This is a genomic window from Rhodanobacteraceae bacterium, assembly GCA_016713135.1.
In the GTDB taxonomy this organism is placed as follows: Bacteria; Pseudomonadota; Gammaproteobacteria; order Xanthomonadales; family SZUA-5; genus JADKFD01.
The window spans coordinates 165,309-187,152 of record JADJPR010000012.1; the positions used below are offsets into that span (position 1 = coordinate 165,309).

Here is a 21,844-nt window from a genome sequence, read left to right on the forward strand (position 1 = left end):
CCTCAAACCCGATTCCGACGTATCGCATGAGCGACACCCGACACCCCGACGCGCGCTGGCTGGTCGACCTGGCCGAAGAACCCGCAGACGACGCCTTCGCCGCCTGGAGCCTGGGCCTGCGCGGCGCCGGCAGCGCCAGTTTCGAGCTGCCGATGCCCGCGCTGCATGTGCTGAGCGAAACCTGGCGCAGCCACGGGCGCTTGCGTGGCGGGCAGCTCGGTGCGGCGCGTTTTGCCGGCGACGACGATCTGATGATCGGCGAGCTGGTGCTGTCCGAGCGCGATTTCGGCGGCATCGGCACCACCACGCACGAGGCCTACCGCCGACTGCTCGATTACGTGCCGGGTTCGGGTTACCCGTATGTGCTGCGCATCTGGAGCTACTTCTCGCGGATCAACGAAGGCGAGGGCGACAACGAGCGCTACCGCCAGTTCTGCGTGGGGCGCCAGCTGGCGCTGGAGCGCGCCTGGTTCGAGGCCGACCCCGCCGCCACCGTGATCGGCCTGCCGGACCGCTCGACCAAGCTGCGCGTGCTCTGGCTGGCCTCGAAGACGCCGGGGCGCATGCTCGACAATCCGCGCCAGATGACGCCGCGCAACTACCCGCCCGAATACGGCCCTGAGCCGCCGCGCTTCTCGCGCGCCGCGCTGTGGCAGGGCGCGCGCGGCGGCGTGATGCTGATCTCCGGCACCGCCAGCGTGGTCGGGCACAGTTCGCGCCATCCAGGGCGGCTGGACAACCAGCTGGCGGAGACCAAGCGCAACCTGGAGAGCCTGCTCAAGGTCGCCAACGAGGCCACCGGACGCGAGAGCCAGTACGGCCGCGGCACCGTGCTGCGCGCCTATGTGCGCTCGGAAGAGCATTTCCTGCCCACCGAACAGTTCCTGCGCGAGCAGTTCCCCGGCGCCGCCTTCGCGGTGCTGCAGGGCGATGTCTGCCGCCAGGAACTCTTGTGCGAGATCGAAGGTGTCCATCATTTCTGAGCGCGATCCGGGCTACCCGGACGACACCCGCATGCGCGCGGTGTTCAACACCATCGAGGCGCTGATCGAGCGCCGTTACGGCATTCCGGTGCGCATCCGCGACGTCCCCGATCCCTTCACCGGGGACCTGGACGGCGCCGAGATCCACATCGACCACGATCTGGACGCCGAAGAGGCGCTGTTCATCCTGGTCCATCTGTTCGGCCACACGGTGCAGTGGAACCTGTCCGAACGCGGACGCACGCTCGGCGTGCAGCAGCCGGACCCGAACCTGTCCGCCGAGCGCATGGCCGAGCTGTACCACTACGAGCGCGAGGCGGCCGAACTCAGCCTGACCCTGTTCCACGACGCCGGCGTGCACGACCTCGACCAGTGGCTGGCCGACTTCTTCCACTGCGACTGGGAATACCTGGTGCACTTCTACAAGACCGCCGAGAAGCGCCCGTTCAAGGGCTTCTGGCGCGTCGGCACCGAGTTGCTGCGACCGCGACCGATCCCCGAGTTCACGCCCAGCGCATGGCGGGCGCGGTGGGATGGGGTGGTGGTCTAGCGGCGAGCCTTGGTGACGGCCGGTTGTGAGTTCTGGGTTGTGGGTTGTGGGCAGCAAGAGCCGCCAGATTGCGGGCTTTTGGCTTTTGCCGCCCACAACCCAGAACCCAGAACCCGTGTATCAGCCCTCAGCGCCTTCCACGCCCGAGGACGTCGACGCCCAATCCAGCGCGGCCATGAACACCGCGATGCCCACTGAAATCATCAAGCGCATGTCCCGTCTCCTTCGTCGCTGCCGCGGGGCCCCGGTCTGCTGCCGGGTCAATCGTATGACAACGGAGTGTGCGGGCAGTTCGCTGACTGCCGGATGACGAAAATTTAACAGATTCGGGAAAATTTCGGGCGGGGGTTGGTGACATATCGTTGGTGGGAGTTCTCGTCGCTCCGGGTCGGCGCGCTCACTTGCGCATCGAACCGGGGGCGCGTAGCCCGGGGTACGCGCGCAGCGCGTTCCCCGGGTGCTTGCGACAAGTACCCGCTGAGCCGCTGCGCGGCACAACGGGCTACGCACGTCACGCCGACAGAGTCGGCTCCCACAGGCTCCGGTGTGCGCGCCTTGCCGCCCACAACCCACAACCCACAACCCACACCCACACCCACAACCCACAACCCACAACCCTCTCTACTGTGCCGCGGCCTGCCCGAGCAGCTGCCGCACCAGGGTGGCGATCTCCTCCTTGCTGCCGGTGATCATCAGCTGCTGGTCGCGGTTGAGGCCGGTGCCGATGGCGACGGCGTAGTCGGTGCCGACGTTGTGGCCTTCGTCATCGAGGCGGGCGAAGGACTCGATCTTGCCGATGTAAATCACGTGCGAAGCATCGAGGAAGCCGCCACCGGGCAGTCGTATCCAGCGTTGCATCGGCGTCCCCCTCGTTCGCTCGCGGTACGCCGAGTCTACGCGCTCAGGCGCGGCGCAGCAGCGAGGCGGCAAGCGCCTCCAGCGCTTCGGGCTTGAGCAGTTCCACTTCGCGCCTTTCGATGGCGATCAGGCCGTCGTCGGTCATCCGGCGGATCACCCGACTGACGGTTTCCGGCGCCAGCGAGAGGTAGTTGGCGATGTCGGTGCGCTGCATCGGCAGGATGAAGCGGCGCGCGGAGTAGCCGCGGCTGGACAGGCGCTCCGACCAGTTGATCAGGAACGCCGCCAGTCGCTCTTCGGCGCTGTAGTCGCCCTTGCCCAGGGTCGCCGTGCCGATGTCCTTGGAGATCAGGCGGAACAGGGTTTCCTGGATCGACGGAATGCGCGTGGCCAGCGTGGCCATCGCCGGGAACGAGAAGCGGCACAGCATCACGGTGTCTACCGCCACCGCGTGGCAGGGATAGCGCGAGGGGTATATCGCGTTCAGGCCGACCAGTTCGCCCGGCGTGTAGAAGCCGAGTACCTGCTCGCGGCCCTTGTCGTCGAGCACATAGGTCTTCACCAGCCCGGCGCGCACCGAGAAGATCGCGCTGAAGGCGTCGCCGGTGCGGAAGATCTCGTCGCCTGCGTGATACGGGCCCACGTGTTCGATCAGGCAATGCAGGTCCGCGAGCGCGCGCTTGTCGTAGCCATCCGGCAGGCACAGCTTGCCGAACACGCAGGTGGTGCAGAAGTGCGCGGCGTCGCCGTCGTCGATCGGGGCCTGCGGCCACAGGTTCTGCGCCGTTTCCAACACCATGCCGCTCCGGGCGGGAAGTGGCGCTAGTCTGCCCGCGCTTGCCGGTTCGGGCTAGGGGGCAGGCGCTGCATTCACCCGCGCGCTGGCAGAATCGGGCCCTTCTGCTCTGGTTCGCCGCCCATGCTTCGACTGTTTGTCGCCACCCTGATGCTGCTGGCCACTGCAACCCTGCCGGCCGCCGCCTACGACCTCGAATGGCGTCTGGCTTTCGATGCGAAGACCAAGTCCGCGCAGGGCTCGCTGACCCTGGGCAAGGGCGCCGGCGAAGTGAAGTCGATCGACTTCAGCTTCCCCGCGGCCTATTCGGACATCAGCGCCGACGGCCAGTTGCAGCGCAAGGGCGCACGCGCCGTGTGGACGCCGCATGCCAAGGGCGGCACGATCCGGTGGCGCGTGCGCATCGATGAGCAGCGCGCCAACGGCGCCTACCGCAGCTATTTCCCCGGCGACTGGGCGATCTTCCGCGGCGACCGCGTGTTCCCGTCGGCCAAGGTGCGCGCCGCCAAGGGCGCACAGTCGCGGGCACGGCTGGTGCTGGACGTGCCCAAGTCCTGGCACCAGGACACGCCGTACTTCGTCGAAGCGGATGGCAGCTACCGGGTGGATGATCCCGACCGCCGTTTCGACCGCCCGGTCGGCTGGATGCTGGTGGGCGACATCGGCACCCGGCGCGAGGTCATTGCCGGCACCGAGGTGGCCCTGGGCGCGCCGAAGGACGAGGGCATGCGCCGGATGGACATGCTCGCCTTCCTCAACTACACCCTGCCGGCGATGAAGGATGCCTTCGGCACCCTGCCGCCGAAGATCTTCATCGTCTCCGCGCCCGATCCGATGTGGCGCGGCGGGCTCTCGGCACCGCGCTCGCTGTACCTGCACCTCGATCGCCCGATGGTCTCGGAAAACGCGACCAGCACGCTGCTGCACGAACTGACCCATGTGACCACGCGCATCCGCGGCCAGGGCGATGACGACGACTGGCTGGCCGAGGGCCTGGCCGAGTTCTACGCGGTGGAACTGCTCTACCGCAGCGGCGGCATGACCGATGCGCGCCACGACAAGACCCTGGCGTGGTTGGCGGACTGGGGCAAGCGGGTGAAATCGCTGCGCAAGGACCGCTCCAGCGCCGAAACCACCGCGCGCGCGGCGCTGCTGTTGCTGGAAGTGGACCGCGAGATCCGCAAGGCCACTGGCGGGCGCCAGAGCCTGGACGACGTGACCCGTCGGCTGATGCGCGAGCGCAAGGTCAGCACCGACGAGTTCATCGCCGCCGCGGAGAAGGTCGCCGGGCGCAAGCTCAAGTCGCTCGACACCCCGCTGCTGCGATGAGCCATTCGGACGCGCGCATCGCACTCGCCTGCCTCGACCTCGATGCCTGCAGCGAGGACGACACTCCGGCTACCGCCGCCACCCTGGCGCGCCGTGCGCACACGCCGCACGGCACGCCGGCGGCCATCGTGGTCCATCCCGAATTGCTGCTGGCCACGCGCATGAGCCTGATGCGCGAGGGCATCGCGCAGGTGCGCACGGCGGCGCTGGTCAATGTCCCTGAAGGCGAGGATCCGGCGCGCGCGGAATCGGAGGCGCGGCGGGCGCTTGCGGTCGGCGCGGACGAGATCGAACTCAGCTTCCCGCACCGCGCCTTCGCGCGGGGCGGCGATGCGGCGCGCGAGTTGCTGGCCGCGGTGAAGGCGCGCTGCGGCACACGCACGCTGAAAGTGATGCTGCGCGGTGACGCGCTGGCGGACGACGCCACGCTGCGCGCCGCAGCCGACGCGGCCATCGCCGCGGGCGCCGACTACCTGCACGCCGCCGGGATGCCGACCAGCGCGCGGCTGCGCGTGCTGGTCGAAGCGATCGCGGCAGCCGGGCGGCCGCTGGGGCTCAAGGTCTCCGGGGTGCAGACCCCGGCCCAGGCGAGCGCGGTGATCGCCCTGGCCAGCGGACTCTACGGCCGCGAACGCGTGGTGCCGGCGCGGCTGCGCATTGGCGGTGACCGCCTGCTCGACGCGCTGCTGCCGCTGCTCGCGGCGGAACCGCCGGATGCGGACTGAACGCGCGACCGCCTGCCTGCTCGGCGGCGCGCTGGGCGATTCGCTCGGCCTGCCCTTCGAGGGCGTGTCGCCGCGGCGCATTGCGCGCTGGCTGCGGCGCCGGCCCTTTGGGCAGAGCTTCGTCGCCGGTCGCGGCATGCTCAGCGACGACACCGACCACGCGGTGTTCACCGCGCAGGCGCTGCTGCGCGCGCAGGGCGACGTGGCGCGCTTCCGCCGCGTGCTGGCCTGGCGCATGCGCCTGTGGCTGCTGACCCTGCCCGCTGGCATTGGCCTGGCGACCCTGCGCAGCCTGGTCCTGCTGTGGTGCGGCGTGCCGCCCACGCGCAGCGGCGTGTGGTCGGCCGGCAACGGCCCGCTGATGCGCGCACCGCTGATCGGATGCATGTATGCCAGCGATGCCGGGCGTCGGCGCGCTTTCGTCGATGCCTCCACGCGCATGACCCACCGCGACCCGCAGGTGCTGACCGCCGCGCGCGCGCTGGCGGACGTGGCTGCAGCAATCACCCGCGGCGAGTTCGCGCGGGCGCCGGGCTGGCCGGCCTTGCAGGCGCTGCTGCGCGCCGCCGGCGACGAGCCCGAGTGGAAGGCGATGCTGCTGCGCCTGGGCGACTGCTTCACCTCGCGCGATCCGTGCACGGCAGCGCGCGTGGCCTTCGGCGGCCCGGGCGGCATCAGCGGCTATGCGCTGCACACCCTGCCGTTCGCGCTGGCCGCCTGGCATACCCACTGCGGCGACAGCGTCGCCACGCTGGAGGCGGTCGTCCGCGCCGGTGGCGACACCGACACCGTGGGCGCGGTGGCCGGCTCGCTGGCGGCATTGTCCGCGACCGACCTGGGCGCGAGCGTTGGCCTGGTCGATGGCATCGCCGACTGGCCGCACAGCCCCGCCTACCTGCGCCAGCTCGGCGCTGCGCTGGACGGCGCGCCGGTGCGCGTGTCCACCGGCTTCCGCGCCGGCCTGTGGCTGCGCAGCCCGCTGTTCATGGCCCTGGTGCTGGCGCAGGGGCTGAGGCGGCTGGCGCCGCCGTATTGAAGTGTTGAAGCGGGGCCGGGGCCTGCTGCATAGAAGCGGGGCAGGGGGAGAGGGGCTATTGAAGCGGGGAAAGGGGCAGGGGGCAAGGGACCGGGTTCGCCGCGCTGCCGGGGCCTGAGGCGTCGGCTGGACAGGGGCACCCGGATGCGATGAGACCCGTCAATGCGGAAAGATGGGCCCCCTGCCCCCTTCCCCCTGCCCCGCTTCTCGTCCTTGGCCCACCCTGTCCAGCCGGCGCCTCAGGCCCCGGCAGCGCGGCAAGGCTGGTCCCCTGCCCCTTTACCCTTTCCCCGCTTCTTGCTTCCGCTCCCCCTGCCGATGGTCACACCCACGCGGGTGACGATCGTCACTAATGCCGGTCAGCGGAAACACGCAGTCTGCACTGGCGATGCACGGCCGGGTGACCACGGCTGTGCGAGCATCCGCAGCAACCGACACGCCCGAACACGAGCCATGAGCCAGCCCGACCTCCTTGGACAACTGCGCATCGACCGCGACGCGCGCCCGCAGGCGCCGCCGCCGCGCGGGGGCGTGCCCTGGTGGCTGTTCGTCGGCGCGCTGCTGCTGGTCGGCGGCGGCGTCTGGTGGCTGAGCGGGCGCGGGCCGGCATCGCTCAAGGTGCAGACTGCGGTGGCGCAAGCCGCGGCCAGCGTGCCGACGTCTGCCTCGGTGCTGGACGCTTCCGGCTACGTGGTCGCGCGGCGCCAGGCCACGGTGTCGGCCAAGGTCACCGGCAAGGTGCGCGAGGTGCTGATCGAGGAGGGCATGCGCGTCGAGGAAGGCCAGGTGCTGGCCACGCTCGACGACACCCAGCAGGCGGCGCAGCTGGCGCTGTCGCAGGCGCAGCTGGCCAGCGCGCGTTCGGCCCTGGCCGAGACCGAGGCCACCCTGCGCCAGGCGCAGGCGGACCTGAAGCGCCAGCAGGAGATCGTTGCGCGCAAGCTCGGCACCGCGGCGCAGCTGGACGCCGCGCGCGCCGCGGCCGAATCGCTCGCCGCGCGCCTGGCCAGCCAGCGGCGCCAGGTCACGGTGGCCGAGGAAGCGCTGCAACTGTCGCAAGTGGATCTGGACGACACCACCATCCGCGCGCCTTTCGCCGGCGTGATCATCGCCAAGGCGGCGCAGCCGGGCGAGATGATCTCGCCGATCAGCGCCGGCGGCGGCTTCACCCGCACCGGCATCGGCACCATCGTCGACATGGATTCGCTGGAGGTGGAGGTCGACGTCAACGAATCCTTCATCGGCCGCGTGCAGAGCCAGATGCCGGTCGAGGCGATGCTGAACGCCTATCCCGACTGGAAGATCCCCGGCGAGGTGATCGCCGTGATTCCGGCGGCCGATCGGGCCAAGGCCACCGTGCGCGTGCGCGTGGCGCTGGCCCTGAAGGACCCGCGCATTGTCCCCGAGATGGGCGTGCGCGTACGTTTCCTCGAAGCGCGCAGCACCGAGCCCGCGCCGAAGAAGGCGGATCTCGCCGGCGTGCTGGTGCCGAAGACGGCGGTCGTCGAGCGCGACGGCAAGGCTTACGTCTTCGTGGTCGAGGAAGGCCGCGCCAGCCGCCGCGAAGTCACCGCCGGGGTTACTATCGCCGAATCCCGCAACCTGACCGGCGGCGTCGCGGCCGGCCAGACCGTGGTCGTATCGCCGCCGCCGGAATTGGCGGATGGGGCAGAAGTGAGTGGTGAGTAGGAAGTAGTGAGTGGCCAAAGCCGCACGCCGCCACCCACCCCTCCTGCTACTCACTATTCACCGTACTTGTGAGTAGGAAGTAGGAAGTAGTGAGTGGCCAAAGCCGGCACGCTGCCACCCACCGCTCCTGCTACTCACTACTCACCACTCACTACTCACAAGATTCACCAGGACCACCCCATGACCCAAGCCCTCGTCCAGATCAACAACGTCGTCAAGCACTACACCCGCGGCAAGCAGGTGGTCGAGGTGCTGCACGGGATCACGCTCGACATCCCGAAGGGGGATTTCGTCGCGCTGATGGGGCCGTCCGGTTCCGGCAAGACCACCCTGCTGAACCTGATCGGTGGCCTCGACCAGCCGACACGCGGGGAGATCATCGTCGACGGCCAGCGGATCGACCGCATGTCCTCCACCGAGCTGTCGCGCTGGCGCGCGCGGCATGTGGGCTTCGTGTTCCAGTTCTACAACCTGCTGCCGGTGCTGACCGCCGAGCGCAACGTGGAGCTGCCGCTGCTGCTGACCAGCATGGGCGGCGCCGAGCGGCTCAAGCGCGCCAACCTGGCGCTGGAGATCGTGGGCCTCAAGGACCGCGCGCGGCACAAGCCCAAGGAGCTCTCGGGCGGCCAGGAGCAGCGCGTGGCGATCGCCCGCGCGCTGGTGTCCGATCCCACCCTGCTGGTCTGCGACGAGCCGACCGGCGACCTCGACCGCAAGACCGCCGACGAGATCCTGACCCTGCTGCAGCGGCTCAACCGCGAGCACGGCAAGACCATCGTCATGGTCACCCACGATCCCAAGGCCGCCGAGTACGCCGCGCGCACCGTGCACCTCGACAAGGGCACGCTGCTCGCCGACACGCTGGCAGCGGCCTGAGGAGGCCCGTCATGGGATATTTCCGTTTCGTCTGGGCAAGCCTGTGGCGCAAGAAGACGCGCGCGCTGCTGACGCTCCTGTCGCTGGTCTGCGCCTTCCTGCTGTTCGGGCTGCTGCAGTCGCTCAGCGTGTTCTTCACCGCCGGCGCGGATTTCGTCGGCGCCTCGCGGCTGATCGTGCAATCGCGCGTGTCCTTCACCGATTCCCTGCCGATCCGCCTGCTGCCCGAGATCGAGGCAGTACCCGGAGTGAAGATCGTCAGCCATGACCAGTGGTTCGGCGGCTACGTGGGTGAGAACGACCAGGTCTTCACCTTTGCCTCCGACCCCGCCCGGCTGCGCGCGGCGTATCCGGAGTGGGTGATGCCGGACGAACAATGGCGCGCCTTCGAGCAGACCCGCACCGGCGCGATCGTCGGTCGCGTGGTCGTCGACCAGCGCGGCTGGAAGGTGGGCGACAAGCTGCCGCTGAAGTCGAACATCTTCCCGCAGCAGGACGGGTCGATGGACTGGCAGTTCGACATCGTCGGCATCTACGACGGCAAGGACGCTTCCTGGCAGTCGCAGACGATGGGCATCTACATCAATCACGCCTATTTCGCCGAGGCCAACCAGTTCGGCCGGCTCGCTGGCGTCTATGCCGTGGTGCTGGACGATCCGGACAAGGCGAATGAGGTGGCGCAGGCGATCGACGCGCGTTTCGCCAATTCGCCCAACGAGACCAAGACCCAGTCGGAGAAGGACTTCAACAAGGGCTTCTTCAAGCAGATCGGCGACATCGGCCTGATCGTCAGCCTGATCCTGCTGGCGGTGTTCTTCACCATCCTGATCCTGACCGGCAACACCATGGCCCAGGCCGTGCGCGAGCGCATCCCGGAACTGGCGGTGCTCAAGACCCTGGGCTTCAGCGACGGCAAGGTCACCGCGCTGGTGCTTGCCGAGGCCCTGCTGCTGTGCGCCATCGGCGGCTTCGGCGGGATGCTGCTGGCCGAGTTCGCCATGGGCGGCCTGGCCAAGGCGGCGCCGATGTTCTTCGGTGCGATGCGCGCCGACCCGCGCGTGTGGGTCCAGGCTGTCATCGCCATGCTGGTGCTGGCGCTCGCCGTCGGCCTGCCGCCGGCGCTGCACGCCGGCCGTCTGCGCATCGTCGACGCGCTGGCGGGAAGGTAATGAACTGGGAGAGGCGCAAGCCCCAACACCCGGAGTCCCGGACGAAGAGTGCTGATCCCCTGCCCCGTGCCCGCTGCCCCGTGCCCCGCTTCTGAGATTCCGCCATGTTCAAGCAGATCCTCGAAATCGTCCTGATGAACCTGCGCACCATCCCGCAGCGCCTCGGTGCCTCGCTGGTGATCGTGATCGGCATCGCCGGCGTGGTCGGCGTGTTCACCGCCCTGTTCGCGATGGCTGGTGGCATCGATTCCACCCTCAAGTCCAGCGGCGATCCGCGCAATGCCCTGGTGTTGCGCGGCGGCTCGCAGGCGGAGCTGAACAGTTCGATGGACCGCGACACCATCGACATCGTCCGCCAGGGCCCGGGCATCCGCAAAGACGCCGAAGGCAAGCCGCTGGTGTCCGGCGAGCTGATCGTGATCGCGGAGCTGCCGAAGAAGGGCGAGACGCTCGGCGCCAACATCACCCTGCGCGGCATCGAGCCGGCCGGGTTCGCGTTGCGGCCCAACCTGAAGATCGTCGAAGGCCGGCAGTTCACGCCGGGCCTGCAGGAAGTGGTCGTGGGCAAGGGCGCCGCTGCGCAGTTCGAGGGCCTGGCGGTGGGCGGCAAGATCCGCCTGCGCGGCGCCGACTGGGATGTCGTCGGCATGTTCGCCAGCGGCGATTCCTTCGACAGCGAGATCTTCACCGACAGCGCCACGGCGCAGACGGCCTGGGGTCGCCCCAACTACTACTCGGTGGCGCTGGTCGGCCTCGACAGCGCGGACGGGGTCAAGCCGCTGCATGAAGCGCTGGATGCGGACCCGCGCGTGAACCTGGAGGCCAAGAGCCAGGTGGCCTACTTCACCGAGCAGACCGCCTCGACCACCCAGGGTGTGCGCGTGCTTGGCAGCGCGGTGGCCGTGATCATGTGCCTGGGCGCGATCTTTGCGGCGCTCAACACGATGTATGCCTCGGTCTCGACGCGCACCCGCGAGATCGCCACCCTGCGCGCGATCGGCTTTGGTCCGCTGCCGGTGGTCGCATCGGTGCTGGTCGAATCCATGCTGCTGGCGCTGGCCGGCGGCGTGATCGGCGCATTCCTCGCCTATGTGCTGTTCAACGGCATGACCGTCTCGACCCTCGGCGGGAGCACCTTTACCCAGCTCGTGTTCGATTTCAAGGTCAGCCCGGCGCTGGTCGCCACCGGATTGCAACTGGCGCTCGCCATCGGCTTCATCGGCGGCCTGCTCCCCGCGCTGCGCGCCGCGCGCATGCCGGTGACGGTGGCGCTGCGCGAAGCATGAAAGCTGGTGTTGGTATTGGTTGTTGGTGTTGGAAGGAGCGGTGCGACGCGACGTGCGGGCTATTCGCTCTGACCAACACCAACGAATAACACCGGTGTTGGTATTGGTTGTAGGTGTTGGAAGGAGCGAAAAGCGGCGACGTGCGGGCCTTTCGCTTTGACCAACACCAACACCAACAACCAACACCCGCTCTATCGAGGTACGAACTTCAGCGACACCCCGTTCATGCAGTAGCGCAACCCGGTCGGCTTGGGGCCGTCGGGGAAGACGTGGCCCAGGTGGCCGCCGCAGCGGCGGCAATGGACCTCGGTGCGCACCATGAACCAGCCGCGGTCCTCGCGCGTGCCCACCGCGTTCGGCAGCGGCGCGTAAAAGCTCGGCCAGCCGGTGCCGGACTCGTACTTGGTCTGCATGTCGAACAGCGGCAGGTCGCAGCCGGCGCAATGGAACACGCCGGGGCGCTTCTCATCGTTCAGCGGGCTGGAGCCCGCGCGCTCGGTGGCTTCCTCGCGCAGCACCGCATAGGCCTGCGGCGACAGCCGCGCGCGCCACTCGGCCTCGGTCAGTTCGAACTCGAATTTCTCGCCTGTCTCGGCAGGCGCCCCGCGGCTCCACAAGGCCATCCCGATTCCTCCCGCGCCGAGCCCCAGGGCCGACGCCAGCAACGTCCTGCGTTTCATCGATCGTCCATCCCGTTCATCCCGCGCTCCCATTGAAGCGCGTTGTGTGTCACGGAGATGTGGACCGGTAAACCGGCGCGCGGCTTTCAGCCGGCGTGGCGGGCGTTCATTCGAGAATCCGGGTGGTTACCGCTCGCGCGCCAGGAGCATCCCTGGCGCGGGTCGGGCAGCCTCAGGCGCGCTTGAGTGCCGGTGCCTTGGCCTTGCGCGTGGTGGTCTTCGCCGCGCTCGATTTCTTCGCCGCCGGCTTCTTCGCGCTGGCCTTCTTGGCCGAGGCCTTCTTCTTCGGCGCGGGTTTGTCGCCCGCGGCGGGCTCGGCCTTGGCCTTCACCGTGCGCGTCTTCTTCGGTGCCTCGGGCTTGCCGCCCTTGCGCCCGAAGCGGCCCTTGCCGGCGGCCTTGGCCGGTGCGGCGGCGAGGATCGCCACGCAATCGGCCTCGCTCAGGTCCTCGGGGGCGACATCCTTCGGAATCTTGCCGTTCTTGCTGCCGTCGGTGATGTACGGGCCGAACTTGCCGCGCAGGATCTGGATCGCGCCATCCTGGAAGCTGGCGATGACCCGGTTGGCCAGCGCCTCGCGCTTGGCGCGCACCAACTCCACCGCGGCGTCGAGGTCGATCTCGTAGGGATCGGTGCCGGCCGGGATCGAGGCATAGGTGCTGCCCGCCTTGACGAAGGGGCCAAAACGGCCGATGCCGACGCTGATCTCTTCGCCTTCGGCGTTCTTGCCGAGCTGGCGCGGCAATTCGAACAGCTTCAGCGCCTCGGGCAAGGTGATGCTGTCCATCTTCTGCCCGGCGCGCAGCGAGGCGAAGCGCGGCTTGTCCTCGTCGTCCTTGGTGCCGATCTGCACGAAGGGCCCGAAGCGCCCCAGGCGCACCGAGATCTCCTTGCCGGTTTTCGGATCCAGGCCGAGCACGCGGCCCTGGGTCACCTCGGCGCGCGTGACCGAGCTGTCCTTTTCCTCGACCTGGGCCTTGAACGGCACCCAGAACTCGCGCAGCACCGGCACCCAGTCCTTCTCGCCGCGCGCGACCGCGTCCAGCTCGTCTTCCAGGCGCGCGGTGAACTCGTAATCCACATACTGGTTGAAGTGCCCGGCGAGGAACTTGGCGACCACCCGGCCGACATCGGTCGGCTGGAAGCGGCGCTGCTCAAGGGTCACGTACTCGCGCGCGAGCAGCACCTGGATGATGCTGGCGTAGGTGGACGGACGGCCGATGCCGTACTCCTCCAGCGCCTTGACCAGGCTGGCTTCGGAGAAGCGCGGCGGCGGCTCGGTGAAATGCTGCTCGGCGCGCAGTTCGTTGAGATCGACGAGCTGCCCGACTTCCATCGGCGGCAGCTTGGCGCCGGCCTCATCGTCCTCGTTCTTCTGGTCGCGGCCTTCCTCGTAGACCGCGAGGAAGCCCGGATCGACCACCGTGGTGCCGCTGGCGCGCAGGATGTCGCCCTTGCCGGCTTCCAGGTCCACGCTCACGGTGTTCAGCAGCGCCGGCTTCATCTGGCAGGCCAGGGTGCGTTTCCAGATCAGCTCGTACAGCTTGAGCTGGTCCGGCGTCAGGTACTTGGCGATCGAGGCCGGCGTGCGCAGCGCGCTGGTCGGGCGGATCGCCTCGTGCGCTTCCTGCGCGTTCTTGCTCTTGGTCTTGTAGAACTGCGGGCCGGGCGGCAGCTTGTCGGCGCCGAATTCGCGCTCGATCGCGTGGCGCAGCTCGGCCAGCGCGTCGTTCGACAGGTGCACGGAATCCGTACGCATGTAGGTGATCAGGCCGATCTGGCCGCCTTCGCCCACGTCCACGCCTTCGTACAGGCCCTGCGCGATGCGCATGGTGCGCTGGGTGCCGAAGCCGAGCTTGCGCGCGGCCTCCTGCTGCAGCGTGGAGGTGATGAACGGTGGCGCCGCGCGGCGCTGGCGGTCCTTGCGCTGGATGTCGGCGACCTTGAGTGCGCCCTTCGGCTTGTGCGCCTTCGCACCGGCCAGCACCCGCTCGCGCGCGGCGGTGGCTTTGGCTTCGTCGTTGAGGTCGAACTGGTCGACCTTCTTGCCGCCGAGCTGCGAGAGCTTGGCGGTGAACGCTTGGCCGGCAAAGCAGTCGGCCTCGATGGTCCAGTACTCGCGCGGGATGAAGCGTTCGATCTCTTCCTCGCGCTCGACGATCATGCGCAGCGCAGGGCTCTGCACGCGGCCCGCGGACAGCCCGCGCTGGACCTTCTTCCACAGCAGCGGCGAGAGGTTGAAGCCAACCAGGTAATCCAGCGCGCGGCGCGCCTGCTGTGCGTTGATCAGGTCCAGCGACAGCTCACGCGGATGCGCGATCGCTTCCTTGATCGCTTTCGGTGTGATCTCGGCGAAGGTGACGCGGTGGATGTCCTTGTTCGCGAGCAGTTTCTTCTCGCGCAGGATCTCGTAGACGTGCCAGCTGATCGCCTCGCCCTCGCGGTCCAAGTCGGTCGCCAGGTAGATGGAATCGGCTGCGCGCGCCGCCTTGGCGATCGCGTCGACATGCTTCTCGTTGCGGTCGATGACCTCATAGGCCATGTGGAAATCGTGCTCGGTGTCGACCGAGCCATCCTTGCTCGGCAGATCGCGCACGTGGCCATAGGAGGCCATCACCTGGAAGTCCTTGCCGAGGACCTTGTTGATGGTCTTGACCTTCGCCGGCGACTCGACGATGAGGAGATTCTTGGCCATGAACGCGGGATAGGGCCCGGAAAAAGGGCCGGGATGTTAACCGTATTCAGGTGAGGATGTCGCTCGTGCGATGTGCGCGGACGGTTGTCTTCGCGCCAGCGTGCCGACGGTTGTGGGTTGTGGGTTGTGAGTTGTGGGCAGCAAAGCCGGGCTTCCGCGGGCGGTCAGCGGTCTCGCGCCGCCGCTGCCCACAACCCAGAACCCACAACCCACAACCCGAGCCATTACCCGGGCTTCTTCCCCGCCGCCCGCTCCCTCAGGATCTTCTGCTTCAGCGCTTCGAGTTCCTCGCGGCTCATGCTCTTGCGGATCTCGGGGTCGCCGGTGGGGCTGACGCCGCTGGGGCATTCGACCGGCTGGTTGTTGCTCGGGGTGCCGAACTTCCACAGCTTCATGCCGGATTCCAGGCGGAAGGTGGTGGTGCCGCAGTAGCACTTCGGGCCGTAGTTGTGGCAGACCTTGCCGTCCTGGAACAGGGTGCCGCTCTCGACCTTGAAATTCGCGTCGTGGGTGGTGGTGGTGCCGTCGCTCCACTTGACGTCCACGCTGCCGGATTCGTTGCTGGTGGTGCTGCCCTGGCGCACCGCGCTGGTGGCTTCGACGCCCCAGATACGCAGATCCGGACTGGCCAGGCTGATGTTCTCGACGGTCAATGCCGGTCCGGCGGACGATTCGCCACCGCAACCGGCCAGCGCCAGAAGCGCCATCAGCGAAACTGTGAGCTGTTTCATGGTTTCCCCCCAAGGAATGTGCTGTTTGCACGATTCCTTCACGGAGAGGCTGGCGCTCCGGGGACATCGTTTGCTCTCACCGGTGCGGCCGGCTGGCGCCAGGTCCACAGCAGCCAGGCGGCGCTCGCCGCCGCGACTGCCGCCAGCACCGCCGCGGCCCAGGCGGGCAGCGCCAGCTCGCCAAACCACTGCCCGGCGAACGCGAGCGCCGTCGTCAGCGTCAGCCGCGCCAGTTCCAGCCAGAGCCCGAAGCGCCGGTACGCCGGGCGCCCATCGATCAGCAGGCCGAGCGCCACCGACGCTGCCGACAGGTACAGCGCATAGCCCAGCTCCGGCCAGAAGGGCACGCGGTAGGCGACGAAAATCAGATGGATCAGCGGCGGCACCAGCAGCGCGCTCTGCACCAGTGCATAGGCCGACAGGCCGGCGGGTGTGTCGCTGGCGTAATGCGTGTGGCGGGCGAGGTCGAAGGCCGGCTTGGGGTCGATCGCCGCCAGCCCGGCCGGGCGCCAGCCGGGCGGGCGCAGCCAGATCGTCAGTTTGTCCGCCCAGCGCGGCGCGCGCCAGGCGTCGCGCAGCAACTGCCACGACGTGTCCAGGTTGACCCACAGCGGATTCCAGCTGCGCACCGGCGCGCGCGTGCCGTAGCGCACCGGGTCGTCTGCGCGCTCGTCCTCGAAGGTGCCGAACATCCGGTCCCAGCACATCAGGATGCCGCCGTAGTTCTTGTCGAGGTAGCGGTCGTTGACCCCGTGGTGCACGCGGTGGTTGGAGGGTGAGCCGAACCAGCGGTCGAACCAGCCGAGCGAGCCGATGCGCTCGGTGTGGATCCAGAACTGGTACAGCAGGTTCAGCAATGCAGCCACCGCGAACACCGCCGGGGGAATGCCGATCACTGCCAGCGGCAGCGAGAACATCCAGGTCCACAGGTGCATCGACGCCGACGGCACGCGCAGCGCGGTGGCCAGGTTGAAGCGGTCGCTGGAGTGGTGCACCACGTGCGAGGCCCACAAGAGGTTCCACTCGTGGCCCATGCGGTGCTGCCAGTAATAGGTGAAGTCGTACAGCAGCAGGCCGATGATCCAGGTCCAGGGACTGGCCAGCGACCATTCGGCCAGCGCGAGATGGCTGTAGGCGAGGGTGTAGATGCCGGTGCGCAACACGATCATGACGGTGCCGAGCGCACTCATCATGATCGACACGCCGAGGCTGGTCACGGTGTCGTTGCGCTCGTAGTCCTGGCGGCCCTGCGCGCGCGAAATGGCGTAGTCGAGGTAGACCGCGAGATAGAACAGCGGCAGCACGCCGGCTGCGATCAGGGCATTCGGGGGAATCGAGCGCATGCCGCCGATGATGCGCCTGCGCCGCGCGGGCGGCCGCCAGGCCATCGCCGCGATGCAAACTTTGCCGATCCTCGCGCCTTCCCGGCTTCGACAATGTACACGCGTGTGACGTGCTAATGTGCGCGGTTGCCCCTGACCGACCAATGCCCGCATGTCGATCCTGCCCCGCCTGACCTGCTTGCTCGCCCCGTTGTGGGGGGCGGTGCATGCGCATGCGGAAAGGGTCGACTTCCAGGCCAGCCCGAATGCCAGCACACCCTCGCTGGCGGTGGATCCGGCACGCGGACTGATCATCACCTGGCAATCGCGCCAGGGCAGCGAGTCCAGCCTGCACTATGCCCTGCTGTCTGCGGAAGGGCGCGAGCTGCGCCGCGGCGTGATCGCCAGCGGCAGCGACTGGTTCGTCAATTGGGCGGACTTTCCCAGCCTGACCGTGCTGGACAACAACGACTGGGTCACCTACTGGCTGCAGAAGTCCGCGCCGGACGCCTACGCTTACGATTTGCGCGTGCTGCGCTCCAGCAACGGCGGCGGCCGTTGGGGCGAGGCGCTCACCCCGCACGATGACGGCACGCCCACCGAGCACGGCTTCGCTTCGATGCTGCCGCTGGGCGATTCGCGCGTGCAGTTGCTGTGGCTGGATGGCCGCCACAGCGGCGGCGCCGCGGAAGGGCACGCCGAAGGCCACGCGGACGAAGGCCCGATGACCCTGCGCGGCGCCACCCTCGACTGGCGCGGCCGCATCCTCGATCCCGTCGAAATCGACGCGCGCACCTGCAGCTGCTGCCAGACCGATGTCGCGCGCATCGGCGATCGCGCGCTGCTGGTCTATCGCGACCGCAGCGAGGACGAGATCCGCGACATCTACCTGGTCGAGCGCGCCGGCGATGGCAGCTGGTCCTCCCCGGAACCGGTGCATGCGGACAACTGGAAGATCGCTGCCTGCCCGGTCAACGGGCCGGCAATTGCCGCCAATGGGGATCGCGCGCTCGTCGTGTGGCCCACCCAGGTCGACGACGCCCTGGCCCTGCGCTACCGCGTGCGCATTGGCGACGGCTGGTCGCCGATGCAGACCCTGGAGCAGGCGCCGCAGACCCTCGGGCGGGTGGACGTCGCGCCCGACGTCGATGGCGGCTTCGCGATCAGTTGGATCGGCGCCGGCAGCAAGCGCGTCGCCGCCCTCAAGCTCGCCCGCCTGGATGCCGACGGCAAGCTGCTCACCACCCGGGATGTCGCCGTCCTGGAACCCGGCCGCAGCACCGGCAATCCGCGCCTGGCCTGGTACCGCGATGCCCACTACCTCACTTGGACCGAGTCCGCCGGATCCGGCAACACCCGCATCGCGCTGGAGCGCATCGCGCGCTGAGGCGTGGCCTGCAAGCGCCGAGCGCTCCGCGCGGTGCGTTGTGGTCGGGCGCAGCGGCTCGCGGGTGCTGCCGCAATGCCGGGGAACGCGCTGCGCGCGTGCCACCGCGCTACGCGCTGCTTGCCCGTTGCCTCCATCTGAACGCTTCCGCCCACGCGGCGACGGAACCGTGTGAGTGCGCCCGTTGAAGGGGTCGAGGCAAGCGGGCCTCGCACTTCGAAAGGAACGGACATGAGCAACAGGACGCGTTGGATGGCGGGCGCCGCGGTGCTGGCGCTGGCGATGGGTGTGGCGCACGCAGGCAGCGGGCACGGTGGCCATGGCGGTCACTGGGGCGGACAGCAGGGCGGGATGCAGATGCTCAAGCAGGCCGATGCCAATGGCGATGGCCAGACCACGCTGGCGGAAGCGCAGGCCAAGGTGCTCGAGCGCGCGACGGCGATCGATGTCAACAAGGACGGCGCGATCACGCCGGCCGAGTTGCAGGCGCATCGCGAGCAGATGCGCGCCGAGCGCCGCGCGGCCCGGCTGGCGGCGATGGATGCCGACAAGAATGGCGCGGTGTCGGTGGAGGAGTTCGCCGCGGTGCATTCGGAGCGCCTGGCGCGCTTCGATCGCAACGGCGATGGCATTCTCGATGCCGATGACCATCCGCGTGGCTACCGTCACGGCGACGAGCGCCAGCGGAACTGAGTCGAACGCCCATGGACGGGCATCCAGCGCCCCTGCGGTCCCTGGCGCCCGCTGGGGCGCACCTACAGAAGCCTGCCGTGACCGACGCCGACCCCGACCTGCCCCTGATCGAGCGCATCGCCCGTGGCGATACGCGCGGCTGCGGCCTGCTGCTGGACCGGCACCTCACGCGGCTGCATGCCCTGGCGACGCGCATGCTCGGCAACCCAGCGGATGCCGACGAGGTCTGCCAGGACACCTTCGTGCGCGCCTGGCAGCAGGCGCCGCGAATCGCTGCCGCTGGACGCGGTGGCGGAAGCGGTCGATGAGGACACGCCCGAACGCATGCGCGGGCGCGCCGATCGCGCCGCGCAGGTGCATGCGGCGTTGCAGGCGCTGCCAGAGCGCCAGCGCGAGGCGGTCTTGCTGTGCCATTACCAGGGCATGGGCAATATAGAGGCGGCGCAGGTGATGGGATTGTCGGTCGAGGCGCTGGAATCGCTGCTGGGACGCGGACGCCGCGCGCTGCGACTCGCGCTCGGCCAGGGGGAATCCACCGGAGTGGGAACATGCAGGAACTGAGCCTGGAACGGCTGGAAACGCTGCTCGACTGCCATGGGGGCGATCTGCGCCGCTGGCCGGCGGACGAGCGCATCGCGGCGGAGCGTCTGCTGGCCCAATCGGCCGCCGCGCGCGCGCTCAAATCGCAGGCCGAGGCGCTGGACGCCGCGCTCGACGACTACGCTGTCGCGCCGCCGGATCCGCAGCTGCGCGTACGGCTGCTCGCGGCCCATGCGCAGCGTGCCGAGCGCAGCGCTTGGCTGCGCCAGTTGTGGCGCGACCTCGGCGGCTGGCGCCTGGCCGGGCCCGCGTTCGCGGCCAGCCTGGCGCTCGGCGCCATCGTGCCGGCGCTGCTGGACCAGGGCGGCAGCGATCTGCCGGACGAGGACCTGATCGCCGCGATGCAACTGATCGATGAACTACCGGAGCTCGGCCCATGAGCGCACTGCCCCGCGCCTATCGTTACCTGCTGTTGCTGTCGCTGGCGCTGAACCTGGGGCTCGGCGCCGCGCTGGTGGCCAGTCATTGGCACCACCACCCGGACCAGCCGTCGACGGCCGAGCGCCGTTGGGCGCGCATCCCCGACCCGCGGATGTTCGCGCGCACGCTGGACGAGGCCGACCGCAAGGTGCTGATGGAGGTCCTGGAAGCCCACCGGCCCGCGCTCGGCGCGCACTTCCGCCCGCTCGGCCTGGCGCGCCGGCAGCTCGCCGAAGCCCTGCGCGCCGAGCCCTTCGACCCCGCCGCCATGCAGCATGCCTTCGAAGGCATGCGCGGCGCCGAAGCCGGCACCGCCCAGGCGATGCACGCTTTCATGCTCGACCTGGCCACCAAGGTCAGCCCCGCAGGCCGCCAGCGCATCGCCGACCACCTCGAACGCCGCGGCCACCGCCGGCACGAGGACCATCGCGAGGACTGACAGTCGGTTCAACGCAGAGACTCGGAGGACGCAAAGGGACGCGGAGAAAGCTTCTCCTCTGCGATTCTCCGCGTCTTTGCGTCTCAATGGGAATCGGAATCCTTGACGTGGATTCGTCAAGCCACTCAAGCATCAAAGACGCAGAGGAACGCAGAGAAGAGCTTTCTCCTGCTTTTCTCCGCGCTCTCCGCGTTTAACGGGGCCAGTCACTCAGCGATCGCGGTACTTGCCCTCGTACTTGTCGCGCAAACGGGTGTGCTTGCTCGACAGGTCCACGGGCTTGCCATCCAGCCAGGCGGCGACGATTTCGCTGCGCACGTCGAGCGGGTCGCCGTCGCTGACCAGGAAGCTGGCGGTCTTGCCGGCTTCCAGCGAGCCAAGCCGGTCGGCGACGCCGAGCATCTCGGCCGGGGTCAGGGTGATTGCGCGCAGGCCCTGGTCCCAGGGCAGGCCATAGGCCACCGCCGCGGCCGCGGCGTAGGGCAGGTTGCGCTCCAGGGTTGCGGCGAAGCCGCTCGCGTCGGAGGCGATCGCCAACGGGATGCCGGCCGTTGCGAGCTTGCCGGCATTCGCGTAGGCCGCGTCGACGCTCTCGTGGCGCCGCAGCGGCAACTCGAACGGGGTGTGCAGAATCACCGGCACAGCGCGCGCCTTGAGTTGGTCGGCGACGCGCCAGGCATCCTGGCCACCGACCAGGGTGAACTTGAGGCCGCGGCGCTGGGTGAAATCGAGCGCCTCGCGGATCTGCTGCAGGTCGATGGCGTGGATGAACAGCGGGGTCTCGCCGGCCAGCACCGGGCGCATCGCTTCCCAGCGCGCGTCGGTGCCGCCGGTGGTGCCCGCGGCGGCGGCCTTGGCGTAGGCCGCGGCGTCATCGAAGGCCTGCTCGATCAGTTCGCGCGAACGGGCGGCGCCCTTGATCGCCTCCTCGCGCATCGGCGCCGGCAGGAAGGGCGGCAGTCGCGTCGACGGCCACATCAGGTGCACGCCCACCGGCGCGGCGACGGTCATCTCCTCCCAGGTCCAGCCATGCATGCGGATCAGCGCCGACTGGCCCGAGATCACGCCGCCCTGGCCGGCTTGCGGCACCACGTGGGCATAGAGCACACCGTTGGCACGCGCCACCGGCAGCAAGTCGCTGTCCGGGTTCACCGCCACCTGGGCGCGCGCGTTCGGGTTGATCGCGCCGGTCTCGGCCACGTCCACCGACCCGCGCACGGTCTCGATCTCGGTCAGGCCCATCACCGTGTTCGCGGCGATGAACGCGGGCACCACCCAGCGCCCCGACAGATCCACCCGCTCCGCACCGGCCGCCTGCGCCGACAGGTCCGCACCCACCGCGACGATGCGCTCGCCGTCAATCAGCAACTGCCCGTTGTCGATCGGCGCCGACGACACCGGGTGGATCTTCGCGCCGGTGAACAGGGTTGCGGCGGGAGCGGTGGTGGCGAGGGCGAGGAGCGCCGAGGTTGCCAGGAGCCCTGGGAGGGCACGAGGGCACGAGGGCACGAGGGCACGTAAAAGCGAAAAGGCAGGAGCAGTGAGGGAGGTGACAGATAGCCTTCGGGACACGTTCTTGC

20 protein-coding genes and 1 pseudogene are annotated in these 21,844 nt (G+C 69.0%); 14 read left to right on the top strand and 7 right to left on the bottom strand.

The features are described from left to right. Positions 1-26 precede the first annotated feature (26 nt). Positions 27-983, top strand: a complete 957-nt coding sequence (locus IPK27_11755) for a pteridine-dependent deoxygenase (GenBank protein MBK8068267.1) — start codon at positions 27-29, stop codon at positions 981-983. Further along, the gene (locus tag IPK27_11760) at positions 967-1,533 is read left to right on the top strand and encodes a hypothetical protein (GenBank protein MBK8068268.1); all 567 of its coding nucleotides are present in this window, start codon (positions 967-969) and stop codon (positions 1,531-1,533) included. Before IPK27_11755 ends, IPK27_11760 begins: the two co-directional genes overlap by 17 nt. A gap of 621 nt (positions 1,534-2,154) precedes the next feature. Here the strand turns inward: IPK27_11760 and IPK27_11765 are convergent. Continuing rightward, complete coding sequence (locus tag IPK27_11765) at positions 2,155-2,391, bottom strand: hypothetical protein (GenBank protein MBK8068269.1); 237 nt, start codon at positions 2,389-2,391, stop codon at positions 2,155-2,157. 43 nt (positions 2,392-2,434) lie between these two features. Then, on the bottom strand, positions 2,435-3,190 hold the full coding sequence (locus tag IPK27_11770) for a helix-turn-helix domain-containing protein (protein MBK8068270.1): 756 nt from the start codon (positions 3,188-3,190) through the stop codon (positions 2,435-2,437). Between the two features lie 120 nt (positions 3,191-3,310). Here IPK27_11770 and IPK27_11775 point away from each other — a divergent pair, with 120 nt between their 5' ends. The 7 genes from IPK27_11775 (at position 3,311) to IPK27_11805 (ending at position 11,297) form a co-directional block, all read left to right on the top strand. Then, positions 3,311-4,516 (top strand): hypothetical protein, encoded by a 1,206-nt coding sequence (locus tag IPK27_11775; protein ID MBK8068271.1) that lies wholly within the window; start codon positions 3,311-3,313, stop codon positions 4,514-4,516. Further along, complete coding sequence (locus tag IPK27_11780) at positions 4,513-5,241, top strand: hypothetical protein (protein ID MBK8068272.1); 729 nt, start codon at positions 4,513-4,515, stop codon at positions 5,239-5,241. Before IPK27_11775 ends, IPK27_11780 begins: the two co-directional genes overlap by 4 nt. Beyond that, the gene (locus tag IPK27_11785) at positions 5,231-6,277 is read left to right on the top strand and encodes an ADP-ribosylglycohydrolase family protein (GenBank protein ID MBK8068273.1); all 1,047 of its coding nucleotides are present in this window, start codon (positions 5,231-5,233) and stop codon (positions 6,275-6,277) included. Before IPK27_11780 ends, IPK27_11785 begins: the two co-directional genes overlap by 11 nt. Positions 6,278-6,730: 453 nt before the next feature. Further along, positions 6,731-7,966, top strand: coding sequence for an efflux RND transporter periplasmic adaptor subunit (locus IPK27_11790; protein ID MBK8068274.1), 1,236 nt, complete (start codon positions 6,731-6,733; stop codon positions 7,964-7,966). A gap of 180 nt (positions 7,967-8,146) precedes the next feature. Further along, a complete protein-coding gene (locus tag IPK27_11795; protein ID MBK8068275.1) occupies positions 8,147-8,842 on the top strand; it encodes an ABC transporter ATP-binding protein in 696 nt (231 codons plus the stop codon). An 11-nt stretch (positions 8,843-8,853) separates the two neighbouring features. Continuing rightward, entirely contained in the window at positions 8,854-10,011 is a 1,158-nt protein-coding gene (locus tag IPK27_11800; GenBank protein ID MBK8068276.1) for an FtsX-like permease family protein, read from the top strand. A gap of 104 nt (positions 10,012-10,115) precedes the next feature. After that, entirely contained in the window at positions 10,116-11,297 is a 1,182-nt protein-coding gene (locus IPK27_11805) for an ABC transporter permease (protein ID MBK8068277.1), read from the top strand. Positions 11,298-11,488: 191 nt separating this feature from the next. Here the strand turns inward: IPK27_11805 and msrB are convergent, their stop codons facing one another. The 4 genes from msrB to IPK27_11825 all read right to left on the bottom strand — a co-directional run bounded on the left by msrB (position 11,489) and on the right by IPK27_11825 (position 16,746). Then, positions 11,489-11,977, bottom strand: coding sequence for a peptide-methionine (R)-S-oxide reductase MsrB (msrB, locus tag IPK27_11810; protein ID MBK8068278.1), 489 nt, complete (start codon positions 11,975-11,977; stop codon positions 11,489-11,491). A gap of 172 nt (positions 11,978-12,149) precedes the next feature. Further along, positions 12,150-14,672 carry a DNA topoisomerase I gene (locus tag IPK27_11815; GenBank protein ID MBK8068279.1) on the bottom strand — a complete coding sequence of 841 codons (2,523 nt, stop codon included), beginning with the start codon at positions 14,670-14,672 and terminating at the stop codon, positions 12,150-12,152. Between the two features lie 224 nt (positions 14,673-14,896). After that, the gene (locus tag IPK27_11820) at positions 14,897-15,403 is read right to left on the bottom strand and encodes a hypothetical protein (GenBank protein ID MBK8068280.1); all 507 of its coding nucleotides are present in this window, start codon (positions 15,401-15,403) and stop codon (positions 14,897-14,899) included. 38 nt (positions 15,404-15,441) lie between these two features. Continuing rightward, positions 15,442-16,746 (bottom strand): sterol desaturase family protein, encoded by a 1,305-nt coding sequence (locus tag IPK27_11825; protein MBK8068281.1) that lies wholly within the window; start codon positions 16,744-16,746, stop codon positions 15,442-15,444. Positions 16,747-16,897: 151 nt separating this feature from the next. Between IPK27_11825 and IPK27_11830 the strand changes: the two genes are divergently transcribed. From IPK27_11830 to IPK27_11850, 5 genes and pseudogenes are all read left to right on the top strand, one after another. Next, positions 16,898-18,112, top strand: a complete 1,215-nt coding sequence (locus IPK27_11830; protein ID MBK8068282.1) for a hypothetical protein — start codon at positions 16,898-16,900, stop codon at positions 18,110-18,112. 231 nt (positions 18,113-18,343) lie between these two features. Continuing rightward, positions 18,344-18,805, top strand: a complete 462-nt coding sequence (locus IPK27_11835) for an EF-hand domain-containing protein (protein MBK8068283.1) — start codon at positions 18,344-18,346, stop codon at positions 18,803-18,805. Between the two features lie 11 nt (positions 18,806-18,816). Continuing rightward, positions 18,817-19,366: pseudogene (locus IPK27_11840) on the top strand (RNA polymerase sigma-70 factor). Further along, positions 19,354-19,785 carry a hypothetical protein gene (locus IPK27_11845; GenBank protein MBK8068284.1) on the top strand — a complete coding sequence of 144 codons (432 nt, stop codon included), beginning with the start codon at positions 19,354-19,356 and terminating at the stop codon, positions 19,783-19,785. The pseudogene IPK27_11840 and the gene IPK27_11845 overlap by 13 nt, the downstream one beginning before the upstream one ends. Then, a complete protein-coding gene (locus IPK27_11850; GenBank protein ID MBK8068285.1) occupies positions 19,782-20,264 on the top strand; it encodes a periplasmic heavy metal sensor in 483 nt (160 codons plus the stop codon). Before IPK27_11845 ends, IPK27_11850 begins: the two co-directional genes overlap by 4 nt. Before the next feature lie 210 nt (positions 20,265-20,474). Here the strand turns inward: IPK27_11850 and IPK27_11855 are convergent, their stop codons facing one another. Next, positions 20,475-21,662, bottom strand: coding sequence for an amidohydrolase family protein (locus tag IPK27_11855; GenBank protein ID MBK8068286.1), 1,188 nt, complete (start codon positions 21,660-21,662; stop codon positions 20,475-20,477). Positions 21,663-21,844: the final 182 nt, after the last annotated feature.